The organism is Planococcus sp. APC 3900 (assembly GCF_030407735.1).
Taxonomy (GTDB): domain Bacteria; phylum Bacillota; class Bacilli; order Bacillales_A; family Planococcaceae; genus Planococcus; species Planococcus notacanthi.
The window spans coordinates 17974-42807 of record NZ_JASDCT010000007.1; the positions used below are offsets into that span (position 1 = coordinate 17974).

The following is a 24834-nucleotide window of genomic DNA, read 5'->3' on the forward strand; positions in this document are numbered from 1 at the left end:
GCCACACTGCCGGTCTGTCTTATGCCCGGCAGAGCTACACGGGCGCTTTCGCTTTTCTCGTACAAAAGTACGAGGGAGGATTAGTGTGGAAAAGTGTATGGTTAAATCAGCATGAATGAGGTGGATGATGATGGTTATGAGTGAACCCTCCAATATCACGTTATTGAAAGAAATAGCCGAATTGCTCAATGAAGAAACGGACATGGCGCGTATGTTGGATGGTGCGATCCGGAAATTATTGAGTGCTTCGACTTTTGAGACAGCGTGGATATTTTTTATTAATGAAAAAGGAAAGCATCAACTGGTGGCGCAGGCAAATCTGCCGGCACCATTGGAAGACAATAATTGCCGCCATCTTCAAAAAGGAGGATGCTGGTGCGTCAAACGTTACCATGATGGCGATCTGGATAAAGCGTCGAATATCATCGCCTGCCAACGTATTGAAAATGCCATGCCAGCCAAAGCACGAAAGCAAGGCAGCATCACGCATCATGCGACAGTGCCTCTGCAATCGGGAAAAGAAAAGTTTGGACTGCTGAATATTGCGGCACCGGACACTGTCGGTTTTTCAAAAGATGAATTGGCGTTGTTGGAATCGGTGGCTTTTCAGATCGGATCGGCCATCAAGCGGATCGGACTGACCAAACAGGAACAGGAATTGGCACTCGTGAAAGAGCGCAACCGGTTAGCGCGTGATTTGCATGATTCGGTCAACCAATTGCTGTTTTCGGTGACATTGACTGCCCGTGGAGGCGTCGAAATGTCGGAAGATCTGTCCGTTCAGGAGACATTCCGGGATATCCAACACCTGACGCAGGAAGCGTTGAATGAAATGAGGGCGTTGATTTGGCAACTGCGGCCGAAAGGGCTGGAAAGTGGGCTGTTGGAGGCCATCAAAGGCTATGGCGAAATGCTTGGGTTGACCGTTGAAACAAAAATGACGGGCGTCATCCAATTGCCTTCACGGATTGAAGAGACCTTATTCCGAATTGCCCAGGAATCATTGAATAATGTGCGAAAACACGCCGGCGTCAATAAAGTGGAATTGTATTTATCGGTCACTGCAACCGATGTGTTATTGGTTTTAAGGGATGAAGGACGGGGATTCGCCTTCGATCACGAGGTGCATCTGCCATCTATCGGCATCCAAAGTATACGGGACCGCGCCAAAGCAGAAGGTGGAACAGCCGATTGGTCCAGTGAAATTGGCAAGGGGACGGAAATCCTGGTCCGGATTCCGTATTAATGAAGGAGTGAAGAACATGGTGAAAGTATTGATAGCCGATGACCATCATGTGGTGCGGCGAGGCTTATTGTTCTTTTTGAAAACACAAAAGGACATCGAAGTGGTAGGGGAAGCAGTAAACGGTCAAGAAGCAGTAGAAATGGCTGCTGTCCTTCAGCCGGATATCGTCCTGATGGATTTAGTGATGCCGGTCATGGATGGCATCCAGGCTACCCGGAAAATTAAAGAACAGTATCCTGAGATCATCGTCCTGATGCTGACCAGTTTTTCAGATCAGGATCATGTAGTGCCGGCGATTGAAGCAGGAGCGGCAGGGTATCAGTTAAAAGACATTGAACCCGACGAACTGGTGGCTTCATTGCGCAGTTTGATGCGCGGTGAAAATACCCTTCATCCGAAAGCGTCTTCCGAGCTGATGAAAGCTCCAACGGAACCGGCGCCGCATACCGTCAACCAGTTGACGCCGAGAGAACAAGAAGTATTGGCCGAATTGACAAAAGGCAAAAGCAACCGGGAAATTGCGTCGGCATTGTTCGTTACAGAAAAGACGGTAAAGACCCATATTTCCAATATTTTCATCAAACTGGCTGTCCAAGACCGGACGCAGGCGGCGCTATATGCCGTCAAGCATGGGCTGACAGAACCGGGAAGAAATTAAAAAGAGTGCGACGGAAAATTCCGTCGCACTCTTTTTTAACGTTTTTTAACGGGCCGTTTCCGGCTGTCTTTAGTGACTTGTTTCCATTTGCTGCGCTCGGCTTTCTGGGCAGCGGCATCGCTTTTTCGTTCCATGTGCGCGAGCTCGCGCTTGAGCTTCAAGTAGCTTCGGTAACGTCCGGCAGCCAGCTCCCCATTTTGGAGAGCTTCCTGGACGCGGCATCCCGGTTCATCATTGTGGGCGCAATCACGGAAACGGCAAGCGAGCGCCAATTCTTCGACATCGCTGAAACCCGCTTCCACGCCTTCTGAATAATCACCGAGCTGGAATTCGCGCATACCAGGCGTGTCGATCATCAATCCGCCTGCAGGCAAAAGAATCATTTCCCTATGAGTCGTCGTGTGGCGCCCTTTGCTGTCATCTTCTCGGATGTCCTGCACCATCATTTGTTCACTGCCGGACAAAGCGTTGATCAGAGATGATTTGCCGACTCCGGAAGAACCGAGCAAGGCTCCCGTTTTGGAACCGGCCAACTGCTTCTGCAATTCATCGATTCCTTCGCCTGTGAGGGCAGATACTGCATAAACCGGAACGCCAAATGCCACGTTCTCGACCTGACGCAGATAAGGTTCGATATCCGGACATTGGTCTTTCTTGGTCAAGGCGATAATAGGATTGGAGCCCGAATCCCAAGCCGCCAGCAAATAACGTTCCAGCCGACGGATGTTGAAATCATGGTTCAGTGACATCGTCAGAAAAACGGTATCGATGTTGACGGCGATCAATTGGATATCCGATGTTTCCCCTGCCATTTTTCTTGAAAACTGAGAGGTCCGGGGAAGCACCTGGTGAATGATGCCTTTTTCTTCTCCAGGCATCTGCTCGACCACGACCCAATCCCCTACGCAAGGAAATTCAATGCGGTTATGCCGGTGACGGTATTTACCAGACAACGAGCAGAGCCATTCTCCTTCATTTGTGATGACACGGTATAAATTCTTATGTTCCAAAGTAACGCGGCCAGGGATTCCTGATACGGTTATTTTTTCTTGCCAGCTGGAGTTCCAGCCGTACTGGTTAATGTTCGTCAATGATAATTCCTCCTAATTTATGCAAAATAAAAAACCACGGATGCGCGCAATTCGCAGTCCATGGTCTCCGGGCATAATGGAAGAAGCGTATCGTCAGCGATACACAGAAGGAGACACTATAGACTGGAATTGTGTATTCAAAAATAAAATCGCCATAATGCCTCACCTCTTTCTTCAAGTTAAATCTACAATACCGCAAGGGAATTTGAACGTCAAGATATTTTTCTGAAGATTCTATTGAATGATAAATGAAGACTTGCATTTTGAAAATGAAAACGCTAACATAATGGTAATATTCTGAACATACCAACTGGTTAGTATTGTTTTGGTATGTCCAATGTGTTTTCAACTACTGAGGAGGATGAAAAATGACGACAGAACAGACTTGGAAAAGCCATTATCCAAAAGGTATTTCTGCAGAGATGAAGTTTTCGGAGAAGACAATGCCGCAATTGCTTACGGAAACAGCGGAGAAAATTCCGGATCATACCGCAATTAAGTTTTATCAGAAAGAAATCTCCTACAAAGAATTGGACCTTTTCTCGACGCTCTTTGCTTCATCACTTCAGCAAACTGGAATCCATAAGCATGATCGCGTTGCCATCATGCTGCCGAATTGCCCTCAATACATCATCTCGTATTATGGGATTTTAAAAGCTGGCGCCATTGTCACGCAAATAAACCCGATGCTCTTGGAAAAAGAGTTGAGCTATTTATTGAACGATTCAGGAGCGGAAACCATCATCGTATACGAGCCTCTATACCCACGCATTCAAGCAATCGCAAAAGATACTGCTTTAAAAAATATCATTGTCGTCAGTTTTGAAACGAAAAATCAGGAACTTGACCAAGCCAGCTATTTTGAATCGTTTATCGGAAAAGGAGATGGCAAGGTCGATTCAGTTGTCATTGATCCAGCGGAAGATATAGCCGTATTGCAGTACACAGGCGGGACGACCGGGTTATCAAAGGGTGCTATGCTGACTCACCGGAACATTGCTGTCAACGCCTTGCAGGCGCAGGAGTTTTTTAAGGATGAAGTGACATTCGGTGAAGAAAGCTGCCTGACGGTCATTCCATTATTCCATGTATTTGCCATGACATCCGCGATGAATTTATCGGTTTTGAACGGTTCCAAAAATATTTTATTGCCACGCTTTGACCTTGAAGAAGTACTCGAAACGATCAAGCGCGAGCAGCCAACGACATTCCCGGGGGTACCGACGATGTATATTGCCATTACCAACCACCCGAAAGCGAAAGAGTACGGAATCGATAGCATCAATGTATGCAATAGCGGCAGTGCGCCGATGCCTCTGGAAACCATGAAGGAATTTGAACACAAAACAGGAGCCAAAATTTTAGAGGGCTATGGGTTGTCTGAAGCGTCACCGGTTACGCATTGCAATCCTCCTTTTGCCGAGAGAAAGCCAGGAAGCATCGGAATCGGTTTTCCTTCTACGGAGTACAAAATCGTCGATTTGGCTACGGGAGAAGAAGATGTGCCGACCGGAGAGATAGGGGAATTGATCATTCGCGGACCGCAAGTGATGAAAGGCTATTGGAACATGCCGGAAGAGACAGCAAGTACATTAAAAAACGGTTGGCTTTTTACAGGGGATATCGCCAAGATGGATGAAAGCGGTTATGTCTATATTGTCGACCGCAAAAAAGATCTGATTATTTCAAGTGGCTATAATGTCTACCCGCGTGATGTTGAAGAAGTTCTTTATGAACATCCGGCGGTCCAGGAAGCGGTGGCCATTGGAATTGCCGATCCGTACCGTGGGGAAAGCGTCAAAGCGATTATTGTAAAAAAACAAGGGGCAGACATCAACGAAGAACAGTTGATAAGTTGGGCGAAAGACAAGATGGCTGCCTACAAAGTACCGCGCGCCATTGAATTCCGGGATGAATTGCCGAAAACCAATGTCGGGAAGATTTTGAGGCGTGCACTTCGGGAACAACAGAACTCGATGGAATAGCTAAAGAACACACGAGATTCCAGCCTATTTCTGGAAGCACGGAAATTTAGTTGAAGAGGTGAAAGGACATGTCGATACAGGAACATATGACGATTCCGGTAAGAGCTGGAGAAGAATTGGATGATGTGGCGCTCGAACAATTTCTGCGCCATCATATCGATGAGCTGCCAGCAGGAGAACTGAAAATCCGGCAGTTCGGCACAGGGCATTCAAACTTAACATATGCTTTGCAAATCGGCGGCTGGGAAGCTGTTCTCAGAAGACCGCCTTTAGGGCCGGTCGCTCCGAAAGCACATGACATGGAGCGTGAATACAAAATCCTGTCGGCTCTGCATCCGGTTTTTAAAACAGCGCCAAAGCCCTTTGTATTTTCAGCTGATGAATCCATTATCGGCAGTCCCTTTTTTGTGATGGAAAGGCGGCATGGCATCGTATTGGATACGGACTTCCCGGAAGGCATCGAACCGACAAAAGAGTTGGGACGAAGAATTTCGGAGAAAATGGTCGATTTGCTTGTTGAACTTCATGCGCTGGATTACAAAAAAACATCACTGGCAGACATTGCAAAACCCGAGGGCTTCATGCAACGCCAAGTGGAAGGATGGATTGGGCGTTATGAACGCGCCCGGACTGACGACATTGAAGGCGTCGAGCAGTTGAAAGAGTGGATGCTGAGACACATTCCGGTTTCCGGGGAACCCACCATCATCCATTATGATTTCAAATTGAACAACGCTTTATTTTCGGAAGATTTTTCTGACATCACAGGACTGTTTGATTGGGAAATGACAACAGTTGGTGACCCTCTGGCTGATGTAGGGGTGGCAATGAGCTACTGGATTCAGGGAGATGATCCTGAATTGCTGAAAAATGGGCTCGGCAAACCGCCGGTTACGATATTGGACGGGTTTTATAGCCGCAATGAATTTATCGCCAGCTACGGTGAAAAAAGTGGGCGGGACGTTTCAAATATGAACTTTTATTCAACGTTCGCGTACTTCAAGTTGGCTGTGATCATCCAGCAAATCTACTACCGTTATAAAAAAGGACAAACAAAGGATTCGCGTTTTTCTCATTTTGACCAATTTGTCAAAAGTTTGATGCAGCATGCGTTGGCGACAGCGAAAAGGGAGTGAATCGGTGCCGAAACTTCATGTGTTGTTGAAAAAAGAAGAGATTGATGATGCCAAAATGCAAGAAGATAAAACCGCAGTGATATTCGATGTGCTGCTGGCGACTTCGACCATTACCGCCTGTTTCTGGCATGGGGCAAAAGAAGTTGTGCCGGTATTGAATGGCGATGAAGCGCTCCGTGAGGCGGAAGGAAGAGAAACTGACAGTTTTTGTTTGGTCGGGGAATACAACGGCAAGACCATCGAAGGTTTTTTAGATCCAAATCCGTTGCAGTTGAAGGAGCAAATCAAAGGGAAAACCGTACTGCTGTCGACCACAAATGGCACCGTAGCCATACGAAAATCTGCTGCTGCAAAGAAAGTGTACACCGCTAGTTTGTTGAATGGGGAGGCAGTGGCAAAGAAGATAGTTGCAGTCCATCGTGGAGAAACGATTGTCGCCGTCTGTTCAGGATCAGGCGGAGAATTTTGCATGGAGGATTTATATGGCGCGGGGTATTTTATAGACTGTCTGATGAACCAAACAAACCATTGGGAGTTGACGGATTCGGCAAAAGCAGCGCGTCTTTTTTACCGTTCGAATGCTCACCAGGCAGAAAAAATTTTGAAGGATTCACGGGTGGGAGAAATGCTGATGCGCAGTGGATTTGAAGAAGAAATTGATTTTATTGCTGATTGCGGATTGATCGACCTTGTGCCTTGGCTAGAAGATTGGAAATTGGTTATCAAATAAGATTGAGGGGGAAACAAAATGGAAAACAAACACTTAAACGTTAAATTGCAAGGGGCTGTACTGTCGCTGCAACTGAATCGGCCTGACAGTTTGAATGCATTCAGCCCTGAAATGATTGAAGGGTTACATCGTGAAATACTGGGCGCTGCCAGCAATCCGGACATCCGGGCAATTATCCTGTCAGGAGCAGGCAGATCATTTTCTGCAGGTGGAGATGTGAAGACGATGGGCCAAGCGGGATCTCAAGAAACATATGACCATATCGGAAAATTGAACGAAGTGGTATTGGCGATGCGTTCACTGGAAAAGCCGATCATCGCAGCGGTCCATGGCTTTGCAGCAGGAGCTGCTTTTAACATCGCTTTGGCGAGCGACATCATCTTAGCGGCTGAAGACAGCAAATTTGTTATGAGCTTTTCTCAAGTGGGGTTGATTTCAGATGGGGGCGGTTTGTATTTCCTGCCACGCCTAATCGGCCCTTACCGCGCCAAGGAATTATTTTTTAACGCACAGCCGATCACTGCTGAAACTGCTCATCAATGGGGCATCATCAATCATGTGCATCCACTGGAAAAATTGGAGCAAGAGGCCTTCCGCTTTGCTGAAAAATTGGCGAACGGCCCAGCTAAAGCCTTCGGGCTGATGAAGAAAATTACAGATCAATCGGCGACGATGGGATTGGCGGAAATCCTGGAACAGGAACGCATCACGCAAGCAATGATGATTACGACAGAAGATCATTTGGAAGGCGTCTCTGCTTTTAAGGAAAAACGCAAACCCGTGTTTAGTGGAAAGCAAAGTGTGCTATGAATTGAAGGAATAACATATAGGAGAATTTGGTAAATTTGAACGAGATGATTCCAATGGAGGAGGGGTATAGAAAAGGAAAAAGGAGGAGTGGCAATGACTTCAGACCGTACCGGTAATTACGGCTTGTTTTCGGAACAATTTACACAAAATCCCTATCCGGTTTACAGCAAATTACGGGAAGAGGACCCTGTGCACGCGGTTCGTTTTCCCGATGGCCAGAGCGGCTGGATGGTGACGCGATATGCAGACGCAGAAAAAGTCTTGAAAGACCCCCGTTTTATTAAGGATATGTCGAAAATCTATGGGGGCAGTATGGACATGTTAAGTGTCTTTACACAAAACATGCTATTTGCTGACCCGCCGGATCACAAACGGCTGCGCGGACTTGCCCAGAAAGCTTTTACGCCTAAAATGATTTCGGGTATGCGGGGCAGGATCCAGGAAATAACGAATGAACTATTAGCGGATATGGAAGGAAAAGGTCAAGTCGACTTGATTGATGAATATGCTTTTCCCTTGCCGATTATTGTCATTTGCGAAATTTTGGGTGTTCCTTCGGCTGACCGTGATAAATTCAGGCTTTGGTCCAATTCACTAATTGAAGGGACTAGTGGAGAACTGGGAGCTACTGTCTATCAGCACATGAATGAGTTTGTCCAATACCTGGGACAGTGGTTTGCGAAAGTCCGGGAGCAACCGGGAGATGATCTGATCAGCAGCCTCATTCAAGCGGAGGAAGAAGGTGACCGGTTGAGCGAACGCGAGCTGTATGGTGTAGTGACGTTGTTGATCATCGCCGGACATGAAACCACGGTGAATTTGATCGGCAATACAGTGCTGTCCCTGATGGAACATCCCGAGCAGCGACAACTGTTGGAACAGCAGCCTGAGCTGATTACTCAAACCATCGAAGAATCTTTGCGCTTCAATGGGCCTGTAGAATTCAGTACGTCGCGATGGGCGGGCGAAGATTTTGAGTTTCAAGGAAAACAACTGAAAAAAGGCGATTTGGTGGTAGTGTCGTTGAATTCTGCAAATCATGACGAAGCGCAATTCGAACATCCTGAGCTATTCAATATCGAGCGTGAAAAAAGTCCGCACTTGGCATTTGGTAAAGGAATTCATATGTGTCTTGGAGCACCTCTAGCGCGCTTGGAAGGGGAAATTGCCATCGCCAGTCTGTTGAAACGGTTTCCTCAAATGAGACTGGCTGCAGGCAGCGATAGATTAAATTGGCGGCCGGGCATGATTGTCCGCGGCGTCAAGGAATTGCCGATGCTGCTCAAATGAAGATGAAAAAAGACTGGAAGCTATCCAGCCTCAGACTGTAGACAAAGTCTTTCCAAAATGAATAGCAATGCATACCCCAACCGGTCCCGCCACTTCGCGTTCCGTGGGCTCAGCTTCAGCCTCCACGTCACTGGAAAAACCCGTGCTCCTGCATCGCTGCGCTGCTCCCAAAAGAGTCTCCGTGGCCGGCCCGATCGGGGGCGTGTAGCTTCAATCAAAGGAAATAGCCTGCTAGTCAGGATCCGGAAACCATCGTCCTAATAAACTTGGTAACTCCTTCATACAAAGATCCGAAACGCAAGGCGGCGACTCCAGCGGGATAGCGAAGTGCCGAAATCCACTCGGGCGCCAGTCCGAGTTAGTTCGGCGCAAGCCTGCAGGAAAGCGTCCGCCTGGAGTGCAGGATCCAATAGAAAGACAATAAATTGCATATTCACCCTTTGAACGACATAAATATTCTTTTATCTATAAGCTGGGCTGGAAGCTATCCAGCCTTTTTTGTTTGTCCAAAAGCCATCAAGGGAAAGGGGATTAGAAAGGGCGTGACAAGAGAGGGGAGGAAATATGAAGTCGCTATCATTTTGGATGAAGGAAAAACTGTGGCTTACTCCAGCTTTGTATATCTTGATGGCAGTTCTCCTGTCGATTACGTTTTTCTACATTGATCTTTTATACATTGAAAGACTCAAGCCTTATATCCCTTCAATCTTATTGACGAATGTTGATCTGGCTAAGACTATTATGGGGAGTCTATCAGGTGCACTTTTGACCATGACCACCTTTACTTTTTCAACAATACTGGTTGTTCTGACTATGTATTCTTCACAATTTTCACCACGAACATTAAAAAATTTCATTCACGATAAAATTACCTGGCGAGTTTTGGGGATTTTTCTCAGTGGCTTCATTTACAATACATTATCATTGCTGTTTATGAGAGATGATTTATATAGTACTGACGTAATTTCCACGTTTGTTGGAATTGTTATCGCCTTTTTCTGTCTCTCCACTTTTGCTTACTTTATTCATTACATTGCTACCCATGTGCAGGTTGGTCAATTAGTCAATGAGTTGATTGGAGATACAGAACGAGCTATTTCCAAAATCAGAGAATTGCAAGAAAGCGAAAACGGAGAAGCAATAGAATGGAATCCGATTGGCATCAAAGAAATCCATCAGGCAGAAAAAGAAGGCTATATTCACTACCTTTCTTTTGGCAAGCTGGTGGATTACGCAGAAAAACATGACTTGAAAGTAGAGATTCTTGTCAAAACTGGAGATTATGTATACGAAGGCAAGCCGATTTTTCATATTTACAAAGTAAAGGAGTCGGAGCTTCCTGTTGCAAGATTTTATTCGCTCGGGACTTCCAGGACTTCTGAACAGGATTTCGATTTTGCGATTCAAAAACTAGTCGAAGTTGCCTTGCGTGCTATTTCTCCTGGGATTAACGATCCCAACACTGCCAATGAAATCATCATCCGGCTAGGTCGCCTGTTAGGGCAATTAGGCTGTTTGAAAACTGGTCCATTCCTTTTGGGGGGCGGCAAGAAAAGTGAGCGGGTGCTGTACCGTTTTCCATCTTATAAAAATATCTTGTACAATACTTTTTACCAGTTATCCCATTATGGAAAAGAAGATATCTCGGTTTTGACCTCCATGATGGAATCATTGAAAGTGGCAGCTGAACTTGCACCCTGCCAGCATCACCAAGAACTATGGGAAGTTCACGGCTATATTCTGGAAAACATCGATCAAAATCAGTTGAAATCATACGATCATATTGCGCTTCAACGAAAGGTCGACCAACTTGCTGAAGCCACTGGCCGGCATTCTTATAATATCTTATTAGAATCGCCCGTCATCAGCCGGTAAAGGAGGGAAATGATGCAAAGCAGCTAGTTGTTTAAAGGAATTGATATCTTACGGAATTTGTCTATCGGGGAATTTTTCATGTTCTTCGTTTATCTTGCTTTGATACTCATAGCAAAATCTCTGGTTTTATTCCTCTTTAGGAAGCTGAGCCCTTCCAAAGATTTCAAAGAGCGTATTTACCCAGTGATTGAAGATGTCTTAAATTGGCTTGTGCTCTACGGAGGCATCCTTTTCTTCCTCTTCTATTTTTCCAGAGAACAATGGTTAACGCTGCCTTTTTACGAAACAGAAGGAGTGGAGATATCCATTCTGCTCATAATAGTGGCTATAATGATTGTGACATTTGCCAGCCGCCTCATAAAAGCATTTAACCATTACGTCATGCCGTTTGTTTATGAACAATTCAATATTGACATTGGCATGGGCTATACTATTAATCGGCTTCTGTATTACGTGGTGATGTTCCTGGCATTGGCCATCAGTTTCACGACAGTTGGCTTAGATTTAACAGCTCTCGGTTTCGTGTTCAGTGTTCTAGGAATCGGCATCGGCTTCGGTGTGCGCAATATAGCTGCCAACTTTGTATCAGGCATTATTATTCTGTTTGAAAGGCCGATGGAAGTCGGTGAAATGGTGGAAATCGATAAAAAGATTGGACGTATTACAAAAATTAAACTCAGATCAACTGTTATCGAGACATTGAAAGAAGGTACATTGGTAGTTCCCAATCAGTATTTTATCGAACAAATCGTTAAAAATCGTTCCAGTGCACAATTATATGCTCGGGTTGTCGTAAGTGTCGAATACGGCAGCGATACAGAACGAATTGAAAGGATTCTCAAAGATGCCGCAATAAAGGCGGCGGAATTGATGAAAGGGATACCTGAAAAAAAAGCCGATGTTCGGTTTATTGATTTCCGGAATTCGGCATTGGATTTCCAAGTGGAAGTACAAGTGGCTGATGTTGAAATGAAAGAAAGGCTTGAAAGCAATATTCGCCATGCCATTGCGGAAGATTTTATTAACCATGATGTGAAATTGGCTAAAACGGTATATGAAACACAATAAAAGTCCATGGCTTCCGAAAAGCCATGGACTTTTATTGTGTTTGAGCATCTTACTTCATTTATTCGTCAAAGTCATCTTCCTGAGCGGCCGTAAAAGAATAATCCGGTTCAATATGGACGAGAATGACGCAATGCGGTTTCACCTTTTGGATTTTGCGTTCGATTTCTTCAGTAATCCAATGGCTTTCCACTACATTCAAGTTAGGAGCGACACTGACCGTCAAATCGATGAACATGACATTGCCGTGGTTGCGTCCTTTAAAGTCACGCAGTGTAATGACACCGGGGACTCTTCTTACCAGCACAGACAAGGTCTCCACTTCATCTTCGTCAAAGCCATCCGTCAAGGTAATGACAGACTCTTTGAAGATATCCAGTGCGGTCTTGATGATGATCAACCCGACGATGAAAGCTGTAATGATATCAAGGATAGGTGCTCCGAAAATTGCACCGATGATTCCGATTCCGGCACCGATACTGACCAGTGCATCTGAACGGTTGTCATAGGCTGCGGCACGGACCGCCGAGCTCTTGATTTCCCTGCTGAGTTTTAAATTATAGCGATAGACGCCATACATGACGATAGCGGAGAAAAAAGCGATCCAGGCGGTGAATAAAGAAGGAACTTCAGCAACCGGCTCGAAAATCGAACGGACCGCATTCATCAGAACTTGCAGCCCGATAACCGCCATGATGAACGAAGCCAACAAGGAGGCAATGGTTTCGGCGCGCAAATGTCCATAGTGATGGTTTTCGTCCGGCGGCTTCTGGGAAATCCTCAGACCAACGAGGACCGCGATTGAAGCGATAATATCCGTCAAGTTGTTTAAACCATCAGCTTTAAGGGCTTCAGAAGAACCCCAAAAACCGAAAGTTAGTTTAATGGCACTGAGGAAGACGTACGCACCGATACTGATCCAGGCACCTTTTTCCCCTTTGCGCAAATTTGTATACAGGTCCATAAAGTTTCCCGCCTCCAAGTCTCTGAAACAAAGTGAAACGACCCTCAAAGGAGGGCCGCTTCATGATCTTTATCTATCATATAAGTTGTGGACTGTATTTTGGTAATGTTGAACTGGACCCGAATATAAGCCCGATTCGACAGGCATGCAGAAATAGAGATTAACAAAGCGTCTTTAAATAGTATCAATGTCTTTTTCAGCAATGTCAATAGTAAATGACTTTATGACAGGTCGGTTCATAATCTTTACATAAATTTAATGTTCACTTATATAAGCAAAAGATTATACTTGAAGTGAGAATAATTTTTTTAAAGGAGAGGACTATGGCTAAGAAAAAAAACAACTATGCAGAAATTTTAAAGGCATCTACGAAATTGGGGCTGACGTCCTTTGGAGGACCGGCAGCGCATATTGGTTATTTCAGAGATGAGTATGTCACGAAAAGAAAGTGGTTGGATGACAAGGCCTACGCAGACTTAGTGGCTCTTTGCCAATTCCTTCCGGGACCGGCAAGTTCTCAGGTGGGGATTTCCATCGGAATGCTGCGAGGCGGAATGTTCGGTGGGTTTTTATCGTGGTTCGGATTTACAATGCCTTCGGTCATTTTATTGGTATTGTTTGCACTGCTTGTCACCAATGGTTCATTCGACAGCGGATGGATACAGGGGTTAAAAATTGTAGCGGTGGCTGTAGTGGCGCACGCTCTCTTAGGTATGGGCAAAAATCTGGCACCTGATAGGCAACGGATTGCAATCGCCGTAGGAGCAGCTATTGTGATTTTATTAATACCGACCACTTGGGCTCAAATTGGAGTGATTGTTCTAGCAGGCGTCCTGGGATATGCCATTTACCGTAAGGAAGATGCACCGGAACCTGTGAAGCTGGCATTAAGTTTCGGCAAAAAAACCGGCATTGCGGCTTGGTCGATTTTTGCGGCTTTGTTGATCGGTTTGCCGCTGATCCGCCCGTTTATCGAGTCTGCTTCCTTTGCAATTTTTGATATCTTCTATCGTGTCGGTTCGATTGTTTTCGGCGGCGGACATGTTGTACTGCCGATGCTGGAGCGTGAAGTAGTGTCGGATTGGATGACACCGGATTCGTTTATTGCCGGTTATGGTGCGGCACAGGCTGTTCCTGGACCACTCTTTACCCTGGCTGGTTACTTGGGGCAATTGATGAATGGGGGATGGGGAGTTGTCATTGCTGTGATTGCCATGTTTTTGCCATCATTCTTGCTGATCGTGGGAACTTTGCCGTTTTGGAGTATTATCCGGACAAAATCCGGTGTGCAAGCTGCACTGAAAGGGGTTAATGCAAGTGTGGTCGGAATTTTGCTGGCTGCTTTGTACGATCCTGTCTTCACATCAGGAATCCGTGGCCCTGTCGACTTTGCAATTGCGATAATCGCCTTTACAATGTTAGTCTATTTTAAACTGGCTCCTTGGATTGTCGTACTGGTGACGGCAGTTCTAGGCGCAGTCGCTTATGCGATTTAATGGCTAGAGGGGGATGGAAATGAATTCAGGCAAAAGATTGGATCAACAGGATCCGTTGGCGAATTTTAAACAGGAGTTTTTTGTGGAGAAAGAAATGATGTACATGGACGGCAATTCCCTTGGATTGATGTCCAAGCGAGCAGAAACAGCATTGCAGAACTTGATGGAAAGCTGGAAGACATTCGGTATCGATGGATGGACCGAAGGGGAGCATCCGTGGTTTACGTTAGCGGAATCGTTGAGTGCGCGTGTTGCGCCTTTAGTAGGTGCACAGCCGCATGAAGTGATGGTGACGGGATCGATCACCTCAAACATCCATCAGATGCTGTCGACAGTGTTCCAGCCGACGCTTGAACGGTTTGCAATCGTCGTGGATGATTTGAATTTTCCGTCGGATATTTACGCGGTGGAAAGCCAACTCCGTTTGCGGGGGCTGGATCCGGCGAGAGCAATGCGCAAAGTGGGAAGCAGGGACGGGTATACACTGGAGCTGGCTGATATTATTGAACAGCTGACAGACGACGTGGCTATATTGCTGTTGCCGTCTGTGTTGTACCGAAGTGGCCAGTTGTTGCCGATCCGGGAAATTGCAGAAGCTGCCCATCAAAAAGGCATTCTAGTGGGCTTTGATTTAGCGCACTCAATTGGCGCTATGCCGCACGAACTTCATGACGCTGGTGTGGATTTTGCTGTTTGGTGCCATTATAAATACATGAACTCCGGACCGGGTGGAACTGGCGGCCTTTATTTGCATGAACGGCATCATCACCTGTTGCCAGGAAATGCTGGCTGGTTCGGATCTGATAAGACGCGCCAGTTCGATATGGATCATGAATTTTCCAAAGCTGAAGGAGCAGGCGCCTATCAGATCGGCACACCGCATATTTTCAGTATGGCCCCTCTTCTGGGCAGCCTGGAACTGTTCGAAGAAGCAGGCATTGAAGCAATCCGCCAAAAATCGCTGCAGCTGACAACTCTTCTAAGACAGCTTATTGGCCAACAGATTCCTGAACTGGTTGATGTGACACCAATGGAGAACGATGCCAGAGGTGGGCATATCGCTTTTGCCCATCCGGAAGCCGCTAGAATCTGCAAAGCCTTGAAAGAAGCAAAAATCATTCCGGATTTTCGCGCACCGAACATTATTCGATTGGCGCCAATTGCTTTTTATACATCCTTCAGTGATGTTGAACAGGTAGCAGAAAAGCTGAAGAGCATTATGGAAAATGAAACTTATAAAAACTTCAGCAACGAACGAAATGTGGTGGCTTGAATGAAACCTGAGAAGATTATTGATATTTCGATGGAATTGAGTGGCACAACGCCGGAATGGCCGGGAGATGTGCCGTTTAGCTATGACCTTTCTGTGACTAAGCAGGAAAGCGGCTCTGTAAATGTTGGAAAACTGCAGACCAGTACCCATATCGGCACTCATATCGATGCACCTTTTCATTACGATGACCAAGGGCTGAAAACGCATGAACTGCCATTGGATATTTATTTATGCAAAGCACAGGTCATGGACGTCAGTGGACTAAAAAAAATCAATTCATCTGATTTGAAACCACTAGAAGAAGGCGTTACAGCTGTCTTGTTGAAAACGGCTTCCTGGAAAAACAGAACTGTATTTCCAGAAACCTGGCCAGTGTTCGATGTATCGATTGCCCAATGGCTGGCTGACAATGGAGTCAATCTTTTAGGAGTGGATGTGCCGTCGGTCGATCCCGAGACCAGCAAGGAATTGCCGATGCATCAGGCAATGAACCGGCATCAGCGCTTTATCTTGGAAGGGATCGTACTCGATGATGTAGCAGAAGGGATTTACCGATTAGCGGCATTGCCCTTGAAGATTAAAGGCGGGGACGGGAGTCCGGTCCGAGCGGTTTTGTATAGTTAGAAAAGCACAAGCGCCCGTTTAGTGGACCATGAACTAAAAGTGAGATTTCCTGTTGCAACGTTCAGCTGATCCGGCGCCTTCGGAACTCTGGAATAAAATTTAGCGAAAAATATCTATAAGACGCACAAAACCTTCACCAATATACCGGTGAAGGTTTTATACGTAATCTGCACGGAAATAAGGTTCCATGTTTTTTATATTCACAGCGATTTCGTCGCAAATTTCCTGATAAAGTGCCCATTGTTCAATGCTGTCGCTACTGCGCAGCTCGGGGTTGCGAATGTCCCATCGCAGTAATTTTTGGCTCGGTAGATCCGTTGGGATATCTCCATGCTCCAGCTCTCCATCATGTAAAGCGATGATCAGATCGGCTTCACTCACTTCTTCAGAATTATATTTGCGTGGTTCAACTGGCGGCAAATCCAATATCACTTCTTTCATTACTTCTAGAGGAATTTCATTGAAAGAAGATTGAGGGCTTTGCGTCCATGCAGCGCTGCGAATTTCCCAGTCAGGAAGCATTAATCGATTAGCCCAGATTTCAGCCATCAATCCACGGTCCTGGTGAGAAGATAGAAAATAAACAGTATGTCTTGGCATGGGTGATCCCTTCTTCCTATTGGTCGAACTGAATTTTGCTACTAGTAATCTTTACCCATCTATCGTAAAGTTAAACTGCTCAATTTGTGATGAAAATGTGATCGTTTTTCACTTTTATGCTAAAAAGACCCGGTACTGCTGATGGTTATATAAGTCCAGCAGACCGGGTTTCTTATTTGACGACTAAAATGGAGCTGGCTGAATCTTTGATCAGCTTTTTGCTGACTGAACCCACAAAGAATTTCTGCAATCCCGATTTTCCGCTGTTGCCGATGACCAGTAAGTCAATCTTCTGCTCTTCGATAAAAGCGGCAATCGTTTTAGCTGCATTTCCTTCCAGAGCCAGTACGGAAGCTTTAATTTGGTGTATATCCAATTGCTGCTGGATAGAGTTATGCATGTGCTTTGAATATTCCACTGTTGAGTTATCGTAGTCGTTTGGTGGCCGGTAACCTTCATCGCCAATTTCAGGTGGCATGAACTGAGCATAATTACTGTCGACATTTGCTGAGATTACGGGAGCTGAAGCAGTGCCTGTACTCATGTAACCGACACTCTCACGATAATCTTCATTGACATAAATCACTGAAAGTTTGGTATCGGGCAACGCTTTAACAAATTCAACAGCTTTATCGAATGCAATCCGGCTTCCGTCAGATCCATCATAAGCCACTGCAATGTTTTTATACATTTCCTTTCACCTCGCCTTATTCTCTTAGTTCTAAATTACCCTCAGACCTCAGAATGAAACATCCGCTATTTTTTGGAAAATTTATTTTCGAAAAATGTTGACAATTCAAAAAAGACTTTGGTACTCTTGATTTAACAAATAAAGTGAAACTTCAGTCAGTTTCGAATTTTTGCTGAGTGTTAGTTGATCAAATCGGACTGACCGTTAACGCGGGATAAGAGAAAAGGAGGTAATGACGATGGAAAAGTTTAAAAATACAACTTCAATCAATTTAATATCATCGCCAGACCCTTCTGTTATTATTCTTTGAATTTATTTCGGAATTAGAAGTAAACAGGACGGGTCTGCTACCTTGTCTTGTTTATATGAGCGTGCGCCCATAAACCAGGCGTGCGCTTTTTTGTGTTTTATTCAGTTTTTTAACTGTTTAAATAAAGAGAAACTTCACTCAGTGGAAGTTTTTCCCCACTGAGTGTTAGTTGATCCAATCGGACTTTTACGGACAGTAGACTCCCACTCGGAGAAGAAGGAGTCGTACTGAACGTTAAAGCGGGATAAAAAAATACGAGGAGATGTTGGAGATGAAACAAATTCAAAAAGGGAAAATCATGATTAAGGAATCGTTAGAAGGCGATTAGCCAACGGGAAAAAGAAAGAAGGCGTAAGTAATGTTTGATGTGTTATGGAAATTAAGATGGTTTTTTAAAGAAAATTGGGTGCGATACACCACAGCTATCGGCCTGCTTTTCATTGCAAATATTATAGAAATTATTCCGCCCTGGCTGATTGGGGTCGCCATCGATTCGATCGCACAGGAACAACTGACGGCAGAATTGATGTGGCAGTATATTGCTGTTCTCGCCGTGGCGATGGTGTTGGCTTACTTCATCAACTTTGTCTGGCAGTATCAATTGTTTGGCGGAGCCTATGTCATTGAACGCCAATTGCGGTCAAGTTTAATGGGGCATTTCCTGAAGATGACACCGACTTTTTACGAGAAAAATCGGACAGGTGATCTAATGGCCCGTTCAACAAATGACTTGAAGGCGATTTCCGAAACAGCCGGATTTGGTATTTTGACGTTGGTGGACTCGACTTTATACATGGCGACCATCATTGTGGCTATGGGGATGCTGGTGTCTTGGGAATTGACGTTCCTGGCGATGATTCCTTTGCCGATACTGGCAATTATCGTTCAGATGCTGGGCAAAAAGATCCACGTGCGCTATATGGAAGCACAGGAAGCGTTTGGAGATATGAATGACAGTGTTTTGGAATCAGTCGGAGGCGTTCGGGTGATTCGGGCATATGTCCAAGAACGTGCGTCAGAGCAGCAATTTGCTGAGATGACCGATGATGTCTATGAGAAAAACATGGCTGTTGAGCGGATCGATGCGCTGTTTGCTCCAGTGACCAAGGTGCTGACTGCTATCAGTTATATGATCGGGCTCGGTTATGGAGCGTTTCTGGTGGCGGAAGGAACCATGTCGCTTGGAGATCTGGTCGCTTTCAATGTCTATTTGGGCATGATTGTCTGGCCGATGTTTGCAATCGGCGAACTGATCAATATTCTTCAGCGGGGCAATGCTTCCCTTGACCGTGTCAATGAGACATTGGAATATCCGGAAGACGTAACGGATCCAAAAGAACCCGTAATAACAGGGCTGCCGGAACGAATCGGCTTCAAGGACTTCAGTTTCACTTATCCACAGTCTAATGCCATCAATCTACAAGGCATCAATTTGTCCATGAACAGTGGCCAAACACTCGGCATTGTCGGCAAGACGGGCAGCGGAAAAACGACTTTCGTCAAACAATTGATGAGAGAGTATCCGACGGGACAAGGATCTATTTTGATGAATGGCATTGAATTAAAGAAATTGACGAAAGACCAATTGCGCAGTTGGATTGGTTATGTGCCTCAAGACCATGTCTTGTTTTCACGGACAATCCGGGAAAATATCCTGTTCGGAAAATCGGATGCCAGTGAAGAAGAATTGATTGAAGCGCTGCGCTTGTCCTATTTCGAAAAAGATTTGGCCTTGTTGCCGAATGGACTGGATACGCTGGTCGGTGAAAAAGGCGTAGCTTTATCCGGAGGACAGAAACAACGGATTTCTATTGCGCGTGCTTTGATCAAGAATCCGGAAATCCTGATTCTTGATGATTCGCTGTCAGCCGTCGATGCGAAAACGGAAGCACGCATCATTGAAAATATCCAGGCAGAACGTTCCGGTAAAACTACGATCATCACTACGCACAGGCTGTCTGCAGTACAGCACGCCGATTGGATTGTGGTGCTGGAAGATGGCAAGATACTTGAAGAAGGAACTCATGGTGATTTGCTGGAAACGAATGGCTGGTATAACGAACAATACCTCCGACAGCAAATCGAGGAGGTGTAGTCATGGGAACAGGAAGACGTTTAGTACAATATGCTTTAAATTTTAAATCTGTGCTGATTTTGGGATTGGTGATGCTGGCGATTGCAGTAGCTGCCGATTTGGCAGCGCCGCTGATTGCCAAGGAAATTATCGATAACCACATAGCCGTTTCAGGAGATGCGTTGGACTTTGAACCGATTGCTTATCTGCTGGCTTTGTTTTTCGCATTGGCGATTGTTACGGCGATTTTCCGGTATTGGCAATCCATTCTTTTGCAGAAGGGAGCTAACCGGATTATTCGCAAGATGCGCAATGATGTCTACGAGCATACACAAGCCTTGCCGATCCGCTATTTTGACAATTTGCCGGCGGGTAAGGTGGTATCGCGCATCACCAATGACACAGAAGCCATCCGTGACTTGTTTGTGACTGTCTTGTCTGAATTTGCCACCAGTTTCATGTATATGGGTGGTATTTACATCGCCTTGTTTTACCTTGACTGGAAAATGGCTGCGATGACCCTGGTTTTGATTCCGCTGCTGTATGTCTGGATGTTGGTCTACCGAAAATATGCGGCCCGCTACAATCATGTGGTACGGGAAAAAGTCAGTGAAATGAATGCCATGATCAATGAATCGATTCAAGGCATGACGATTATTCAGGCGTTCCGCCGTGAGCGCCAGATGAAGGATGAGTTTGCTGAACTGAACGATGAACATTATAAATACCAGAAGAAATTATTGGTGCTTGAAGGAGCGGCTTCCTATAACTTAGTGGGCGTGCTCCGCTCCATGACGTTCATTTTGTTTGTCTGGTATTTCGGGGGAGCGTCCATGTCCGGCAGCGCAGTTGTGACGGTCGGTGTCCTATATGCGTTTATCGATTACATTATCCGTCTCTTCAATCCAATCAACGGTATCGTCAATCAGTTCGGCCGCTTAGAGCAGGCTTTGGTGGCGGCTGAACGGGTATTCCGTCTGCTGGATCAAAAAGGGGAGCCTGTAGTGGACAAAAAGGTAGCTCGCTATCAAGGCAATGTCCGTTTTGAAAATGTTTGGTTTGCTTATAAGGAGCAGGAATATGTTCTGAAAGATATTTCATTTGAAGCGAAGCAAGGAGAAACAGTGGCTTTAGTCGGCCATACGGGTTCCGGAAAAAGCTCGATTATGAACCTGCTGTTCCGTTTCTATGATGTATCGGATGGTGCCATCACGATTGACGGCACCAATGTCAACGATATGCCGAGACAAGCAGTCAGGGAGCATATGGGGATTGTGCTGCAGGATCCGTACCTGTTCAGTGGAACAATCGAATCGAATGTCACGCTGGGTGATGAACGGATTACCAGGGAAATGGTGGTCGATGCGCTAGCGGCAGTCGGAGGCGATCGAGTATTGAATCATTTGCCGAAAGGCATCGATGAGCCGGTAGTGGAAAAAGGCAGTACCCTTTCTTCCGGTCAACGGCAATTGGTCTCTTTTGCCAGAGCTTTGGCATTTGATCCCGCGATTTTAATCCTGGATGAAGCAACTTCCAATATCGATACAGAAACGGAAGAAATCATCCAGCATGCCATGGATGTCCTTAAAAAAGGGAGAACGACATTCATCATTGCGCATCGCTTGTCGACGATTAAAAATGCTGACCGTATATTGGTCCTGGAAAAAGGAGAAATTGCCGAAGCGGGTTCTCATGAAGAATTGATGAAGCTTGGCGGCACCTATTTCCAAATGTACAAAATCCAATCAGGAATGTCCCAAACCCAATCAGTTGGGTAAAGGGGCATTCCCTTTTTTATTTGTCGAGAAGCTCTCGCTGTTCAATTCTTCCGGTGTTCCCTATAATTGAAAGAGCGGACGAAAAAAAGCGCTGGAACTTTCCAGCGCTTTAATCGTATACATGATAGAGCATCAGCTCGTGAATCATTGTTTTGATGGTTTCTTCATCTTGAGGCGGTTTAGAGCGCCAAACGATGCTGCCATCCGGATGGTATTCTCCAGTGATCCGTTCGTTTTTATAGAAAAAGGAAATGTCCCACCCCGGCAGTTGACGATTTTCGAACATCGGCTTAAATTTAAAATGTTGAAGCATGCAGATCCCCCTTTGCTATACTCTTTCTATTATAGGGGATTCCAGGAAATACACAAAGCAGAAAAAGAAATGAGTGACAAAAGTGAATATTATAGGGACTTTAGTTTTTATGGCAATTGTAGGCGCGCTGATCGGTGGCCTGACAAATCACTTGGCGATCAAGATGCTATTCTGGCCTTACGAAGCAAAATACATTGGAAAATGGCGCATGCCCTTTACGCCTGGGTTGATTCCGAAACGAAGAGATGAATTATCCCGTCAATTGGGCCGTACCGTGGTTGAGCATTTGTTGACTCCAGAAACCTTCAAAAAACGTTTTTTCAATGATGAAATGCGTGTGAAAGTAGAAAACTGGATCAATCGGCAGCTGAATAAACACGTATTCGATTCGCCAAAATCGTTTAACGATTGGCTGTTGGCAGCAGGACAAACCGGTGTGGATGTTAAAATTGAAGGCAAATTGGATGAATTGGTCGAGCTTCAGAAAGATTCGCTGCAAGCATACATTGAAGGGAAAACCATTCGTGAATTGATGCCGGACAATTGGAAAGCGGAAGCGGAAACAAAGTTATTTGAAGGAGTACAGTACGCAATCGATCAAGGGACGGTTTACTTTGAATCGCCGCATGGCAGACAGACCATCAAGTCATTGCTGGATGAATTCCTGGAGTCGCGCGGGCGCTTCGGGCATATGCTGCATTCGCTTCTTGGCGAGTCAAGGCCATTAGTTGACCGCATCCAACCAGAGATCATCAAATTCCTTAACTCGCCGCGTACGTTTGAATTGGTCGGAACATTAGCATTCAGCGAATGGGAAAAAGTCCAGGACCGGAGAGCCGATGAACTGCTGAAAGAATTCGACTTTGATACGGCATTGGCAGCAGTCAAACAATATGTCCGTGAAAAAGCGGCGGTATCCCGCCGTTTAAACGCAACACTTGCAGAGACTTGGCCAGGAGGGTTAGAATGGACAAGTGTCAATATTACTCCACTTGTGACAGACTTTGTCTTCGAGCAAGCAGAGCATAAATTGGAAGAAACCATATTGAAGATTGATATGGAAGGTATGGTGAAAGAGCAAGTCGATTCTCTGCCGCTCAGCCGCCTGGAAGAATTGGTGCTTGGGATATCACGGAGAGAATTTAAGATGATTACCGTATTGGGCGCATTTCTGGGAGGATTCATCGGAATCTTCCAAGGGATTTTCGTCATGGTACTAAACTAATTACAGAGGAGATTGATGAAAATGGCAGTAAACATTTACGACGACATCAACAAATTGGAAAGCACGTTCCGTTCTACAGATGAGTTCAAAAAATTAGAAGAAGCCGTAGCACAAGTGACTGCAGACAACGAAGCGAACGAATTGTTCAAAAGCTTCCGCGATTTGCAGATTTCTCTTCAGCAAAAACAGACTCAAGGCGAAGAAATCACAGAAGAAGAAATGATGGACGCGCAGAGCACTGCACAAGCTGCTCAGCAAAACGAAAAAATCCTGGCTATGCTTGAAGCGGAAATGGGATTGAGCCAAATGATCGAAGAAGTGAACCGTGTCTTGATCAAACCGGTACAGGCGTTATACGAAAGCATGTAATTTTAAATAAATAGAGGATTTTTTAAAGGAGACACCGAATACGTAAACGTGAATGACAATTCATTTTTACGAAGGGGTGTCTTTTTTTATGTATGAAACGATTGAATTGACAAAGCAGGGACGGATTGGCCATTTGGTTTTGAATCGTCCCAAATCCATGAACGCAATGAACGGAACCATGATGAAAGAGCTGGCTGATTGCTTTGAATCGCTGCTGAAGGACAGCACACTGCAAGTGCTGATCATCCGGGGCGAAGGCAGAGCGTTTTCAGCGGGTGGAGACATCAAAGAAATGATGGATCCGGAAAATCCGATGGATATCGAATTGGTCATGAAAGATGTCAGCCGATTGGCGAAAGCACTTTATACGCTTCCGCAAATTACAATTGCGGCAATTCACGGAGCCTCAGCAGGACTCGGTTTCAGCATGTCCTTGGCATGCGACCATGTCATCGCGGAAGAAAACAGCAAATTGGCGATGAACTTTATCGGCATTGGACTGGTGCCGGATGGCGGCGGCCATTTCTTTATGAAAGAACGTGTCGGAGTACCGAAAGCCAAGCAGATTATATGGGCAGGACAAACTTTAAAAGCGCATGATGCATTGGCAAAAGGGTTGATTGAGGAAGTGACAGCTGAAGGACGCGGGCTTGAACAAGCTGAAAGCTACGCAGCTGAAGCGATTGCGTCGCCGCTAAGCGCCAAATTGGCGTCCAAGCATATCCTGCATCAATTGAAAGTCAAAGAATTGGAACAGGTACTGGAGATGGAGGCAAAAGCCCAGTCAGCTATGCGGAAATCAGCCGATCATCTAGAAGGCATCCAGGCGTTCGTGGAAAAGCGCAAACCCGAATTTAAAGGTGTATAAAATATAGAAAAACCCACAGATCTTTTTGTTGTCTGTTGGAGTTGAAGTGAAATATAAAAGCATGGCGGAAATTTTCTCCGCCATGCTTTTTAGGTTCCTATGAATGGAAAAGAAGAAGTTTTCCGGCAGGTGATGCCAAACGATGCGTTTGCTTGGTCAATCCCTTTTCTTCCAAAATGGCTTTTCCTTTATCGCGTGCTTCTTCATCAGTTTCAGCAGTGAAGGTTTCGTCCATTATCTGCTTGCCTGTTTGTTCGAATGCAGTCAATTTGTAAGTCCTCAAGAAGAATCAATCCTTTCTGAATGGATATTCATTTTAAGTATATAGGGTTTCTGTGAAAATGTCCTGCAATTTTTGAAACA

The 24834-nt window shown here is 45.4% G+C and carries 23 protein-coding genes; 17 read left to right on the top strand and 6 right to left on the bottom strand.

All coding sequences use genetic code 11. The features are described 5' to 3' along the window. Window positions 1-130 precede the first annotated feature (130 nt). Window positions 131-1246 carry a GAF domain-containing sensor histidine kinase gene (locus tag QMA04_RS14055; protein ID WP_191716651.1) on the top strand — a complete coding sequence of 372 codons (1116 nt, stop codon included), beginning with the start codon at window positions 131-133 and terminating at the stop codon, window positions 1244-1246. Between the two features lie 16 nt (window positions 1247-1262). Then, complete coding sequence (locus QMA04_RS14060) at window positions 1263-1904, top strand: response regulator (RefSeq protein ID WP_191716630.1); 642 nt, start codon at window positions 1263-1265, stop codon at window positions 1902-1904. A 35-nt stretch (window positions 1905-1939) separates the two neighbouring features. Here the strand turns inward: QMA04_RS14060 and rsgA are convergent, their stop codons facing one another. Beyond that, complete coding sequence (rsgA, locus tag QMA04_RS14065; RefSeq protein ID WP_290186519.1) at window positions 1940-2995, bottom strand: ribosome small subunit-dependent GTPase A; 1056 nt, start codon at window positions 2993-2995, stop codon at window positions 1940-1942. Between the two features lie 368 nt (window positions 2996-3363). Between rsgA and QMA04_RS14070 the strand changes: the two genes are divergently transcribed. The 7 genes from QMA04_RS14070 to QMA04_RS14100 all read left to right on the top strand — a co-directional run bounded on the left by QMA04_RS14070 (window position 3364) and on the right by QMA04_RS14100 (window position 11889). Beyond that, window positions 3364-4980 carry a long-chain-fatty-acid--CoA ligase gene (locus QMA04_RS14070; protein ID WP_290186521.1) on the top strand — a complete coding sequence of 539 codons (1617 nt, stop codon included), beginning with the start codon at window positions 3364-3366 and terminating at the stop codon, window positions 4978-4980. Window positions 4981-5048: 68 nt separating this feature from the next. Further along, a complete protein-coding gene (locus QMA04_RS14075; protein WP_290186523.1) occupies window positions 5049-6116 on the top strand; it encodes a phosphotransferase family protein in 1068 nt (355 codons plus the stop codon). A gap of 4 nt (window positions 6117-6120) precedes the next feature. Further along, window positions 6121-6846, top strand: a complete 726-nt coding sequence (locus QMA04_RS14080; protein WP_290186525.1) for a 2-phosphosulfolactate phosphatase — start codon at window positions 6121-6123, stop codon at window positions 6844-6846. Between the two features lie 18 nt (window positions 6847-6864). After that, on the top strand, window positions 6865-7656 hold the full coding sequence (locus tag QMA04_RS14085) for an enoyl-CoA hydratase/isomerase family protein (RefSeq protein ID WP_203340947.1): 792 nt from the start codon (window positions 6865-6867) through the stop codon (window positions 7654-7656). Window positions 7657-7749: 93 nt separating this feature from the next. Further along, entirely contained in the window at window positions 7750-8946 is a 1197-nt protein-coding gene (locus QMA04_RS14090; protein WP_290186528.1) for a cytochrome P450 family protein, read from the top strand. A 564-nt stretch (window positions 8947-9510) separates the two neighbouring features. Next, window positions 9511-10821 (top strand): DUF2254 domain-containing protein, encoded by a 1311-nt coding sequence (locus QMA04_RS14095; RefSeq protein ID WP_290186530.1) that lies wholly within the window; start codon window positions 9511-9513, stop codon window positions 10819-10821. 183 nt (window positions 10822-11004) lie between these two features. Next, the gene (locus QMA04_RS14100) at window positions 11005-11889 is read left to right on the top strand and encodes a mechanosensitive ion channel family protein (RefSeq protein ID WP_290186533.1); all 885 of its coding nucleotides are present in this window, start codon (window positions 11005-11007) and stop codon (window positions 11887-11889) included. 58 nt (window positions 11890-11947) lie between these two features. Here QMA04_RS14100 and QMA04_RS14105 read toward each other — a convergent pair whose 3' ends face one another. Continuing rightward, complete coding sequence (locus tag QMA04_RS14105; RefSeq protein WP_290186535.1) at window positions 11948-12850, bottom strand: cation diffusion facilitator family transporter; 903 nt, start codon at window positions 12848-12850, stop codon at window positions 11948-11950. Between the two features lie 323 nt (window positions 12851-13173). On the opposite strand from QMA04_RS14105, the gene chrA reads away from it, so the two are divergent. Genes chrA through kynB form a run of 3 tightly spaced genes read left to right on the top strand, consistent with a single transcriptional unit; the run spans window position 13174 to window position 16243 of the window. Further along, window positions 13174-14346 carry a chromate efflux transporter gene (gene chrA / locus QMA04_RS14110; protein WP_290186537.1) on the top strand — a complete coding sequence of 391 codons (1173 nt, stop codon included), beginning with the start codon at window positions 13174-13176 and terminating at the stop codon, window positions 14344-14346. Window positions 14347-14365: 19 nt separating this feature from the next. Next, window positions 14366-15619 (top strand): kynureninase, encoded by a 1254-nt coding sequence (kynU, locus tag QMA04_RS14115; protein ID WP_290186539.1) that lies wholly within the window; start codon window positions 14366-14368, stop codon window positions 15617-15619. Then, complete coding sequence (kynB, locus tag QMA04_RS14120) at window positions 15620-16243, top strand: arylformamidase (RefSeq protein WP_290186541.1); 624 nt, start codon at window positions 15620-15622, stop codon at window positions 16241-16243. It begins immediately after the preceding gene. Window positions 16244-16399: 156 nt separating this feature from the next. Here the strand turns inward: kynB and QMA04_RS14125 are convergent, their stop codons facing one another. Both QMA04_RS14125 and QMA04_RS14130 read right to left on the bottom strand, forming a co-directional pair. Further along, window positions 16400-16843, bottom strand: a complete 444-nt coding sequence (locus QMA04_RS14125; RefSeq protein WP_191716618.1) for an arsenate-mycothiol transferase ArsC — start codon at window positions 16841-16843, stop codon at window positions 16400-16402. Between the two features lie 172 nt (window positions 16844-17015). Continuing rightward, window positions 17016-17534: a universal stress protein gene (locus QMA04_RS14130; protein WP_191716617.1), complete on the bottom strand. Its 519-nt coding sequence runs from the start codon at window positions 17532-17534 to the stop codon at window positions 17016-17018. A gap of 668 nt (window positions 17535-18202) precedes the next feature. Here QMA04_RS14130 and QMA04_RS14135 point away from each other — a divergent pair. Beyond that, window positions 18203-19939 carry an ABC transporter ATP-binding protein gene (locus tag QMA04_RS14135; RefSeq protein ID WP_290186543.1) on the top strand — a complete coding sequence of 579 codons (1737 nt, stop codon included), beginning with the start codon at window positions 18203-18205 and terminating at the stop codon, window positions 19937-19939. Between the two features lie 2 nt (window positions 19940-19941). Further along, window positions 19942-21696 carry an ABC transporter ATP-binding protein gene (locus QMA04_RS14140; RefSeq protein WP_290186545.1) on the top strand — a complete coding sequence of 585 codons (1755 nt, stop codon included), beginning with the start codon at window positions 19942-19944 and terminating at the stop codon, window positions 21694-21696. Between the two features lie 109 nt (window positions 21697-21805). On the opposite strand, the gene QMA04_RS14145 is transcribed toward QMA04_RS14140, so the two are convergent. Continuing rightward, window positions 21806-22009 (bottom strand): YheE family protein, encoded by a 204-nt coding sequence (locus tag QMA04_RS14145; protein WP_146559143.1) that lies wholly within the window; start codon window positions 22007-22009, stop codon window positions 21806-21808. 109 nt (window positions 22010-22118) lie between these two features. Here QMA04_RS14145 and QMA04_RS14150 point away from each other — a divergent pair, with 109 nt between their 5' ends. The 3 genes from QMA04_RS14150 to QMA04_RS14160 all read left to right on the top strand — a co-directional run bounded on the left by QMA04_RS14150 (window position 22119) and on the right by QMA04_RS14160 (window position 24471). Continuing rightward, window positions 22119-23234, top strand: coding sequence for a DUF445 domain-containing protein (locus tag QMA04_RS14150; RefSeq protein ID WP_290186549.1), 1116 nt, complete (start codon window positions 22119-22121; stop codon window positions 23232-23234). 21 nt (window positions 23235-23255) lie between these two features. After that, window positions 23256-23603, top strand: a complete 348-nt coding sequence (locus tag QMA04_RS14155) for a YlbF family regulator (RefSeq protein WP_290186551.1) — start codon at window positions 23256-23258, stop codon at window positions 23601-23603. A gap of 88 nt (window positions 23604-23691) precedes the next feature. After that, the gene (locus QMA04_RS14160) at window positions 23692-24471 is read left to right on the top strand and encodes an enoyl-CoA hydratase (RefSeq protein WP_290186553.1); all 780 of its coding nucleotides are present in this window, start codon (window positions 23692-23694) and stop codon (window positions 24469-24471) included. Between the two features lie 97 nt (window positions 24472-24568). Here the strand turns inward: QMA04_RS14160 and QMA04_RS14165 are convergent, their stop codons facing one another. After that, window positions 24569-24754 carry a YhzD family protein gene (locus QMA04_RS14165; protein ID WP_191716611.1) on the bottom strand — a complete coding sequence of 62 codons (186 nt, stop codon included), beginning with the start codon at window positions 24752-24754 and terminating at the stop codon, window positions 24569-24571. Window positions 24755-24834 lie beyond the last annotated feature (80 nt).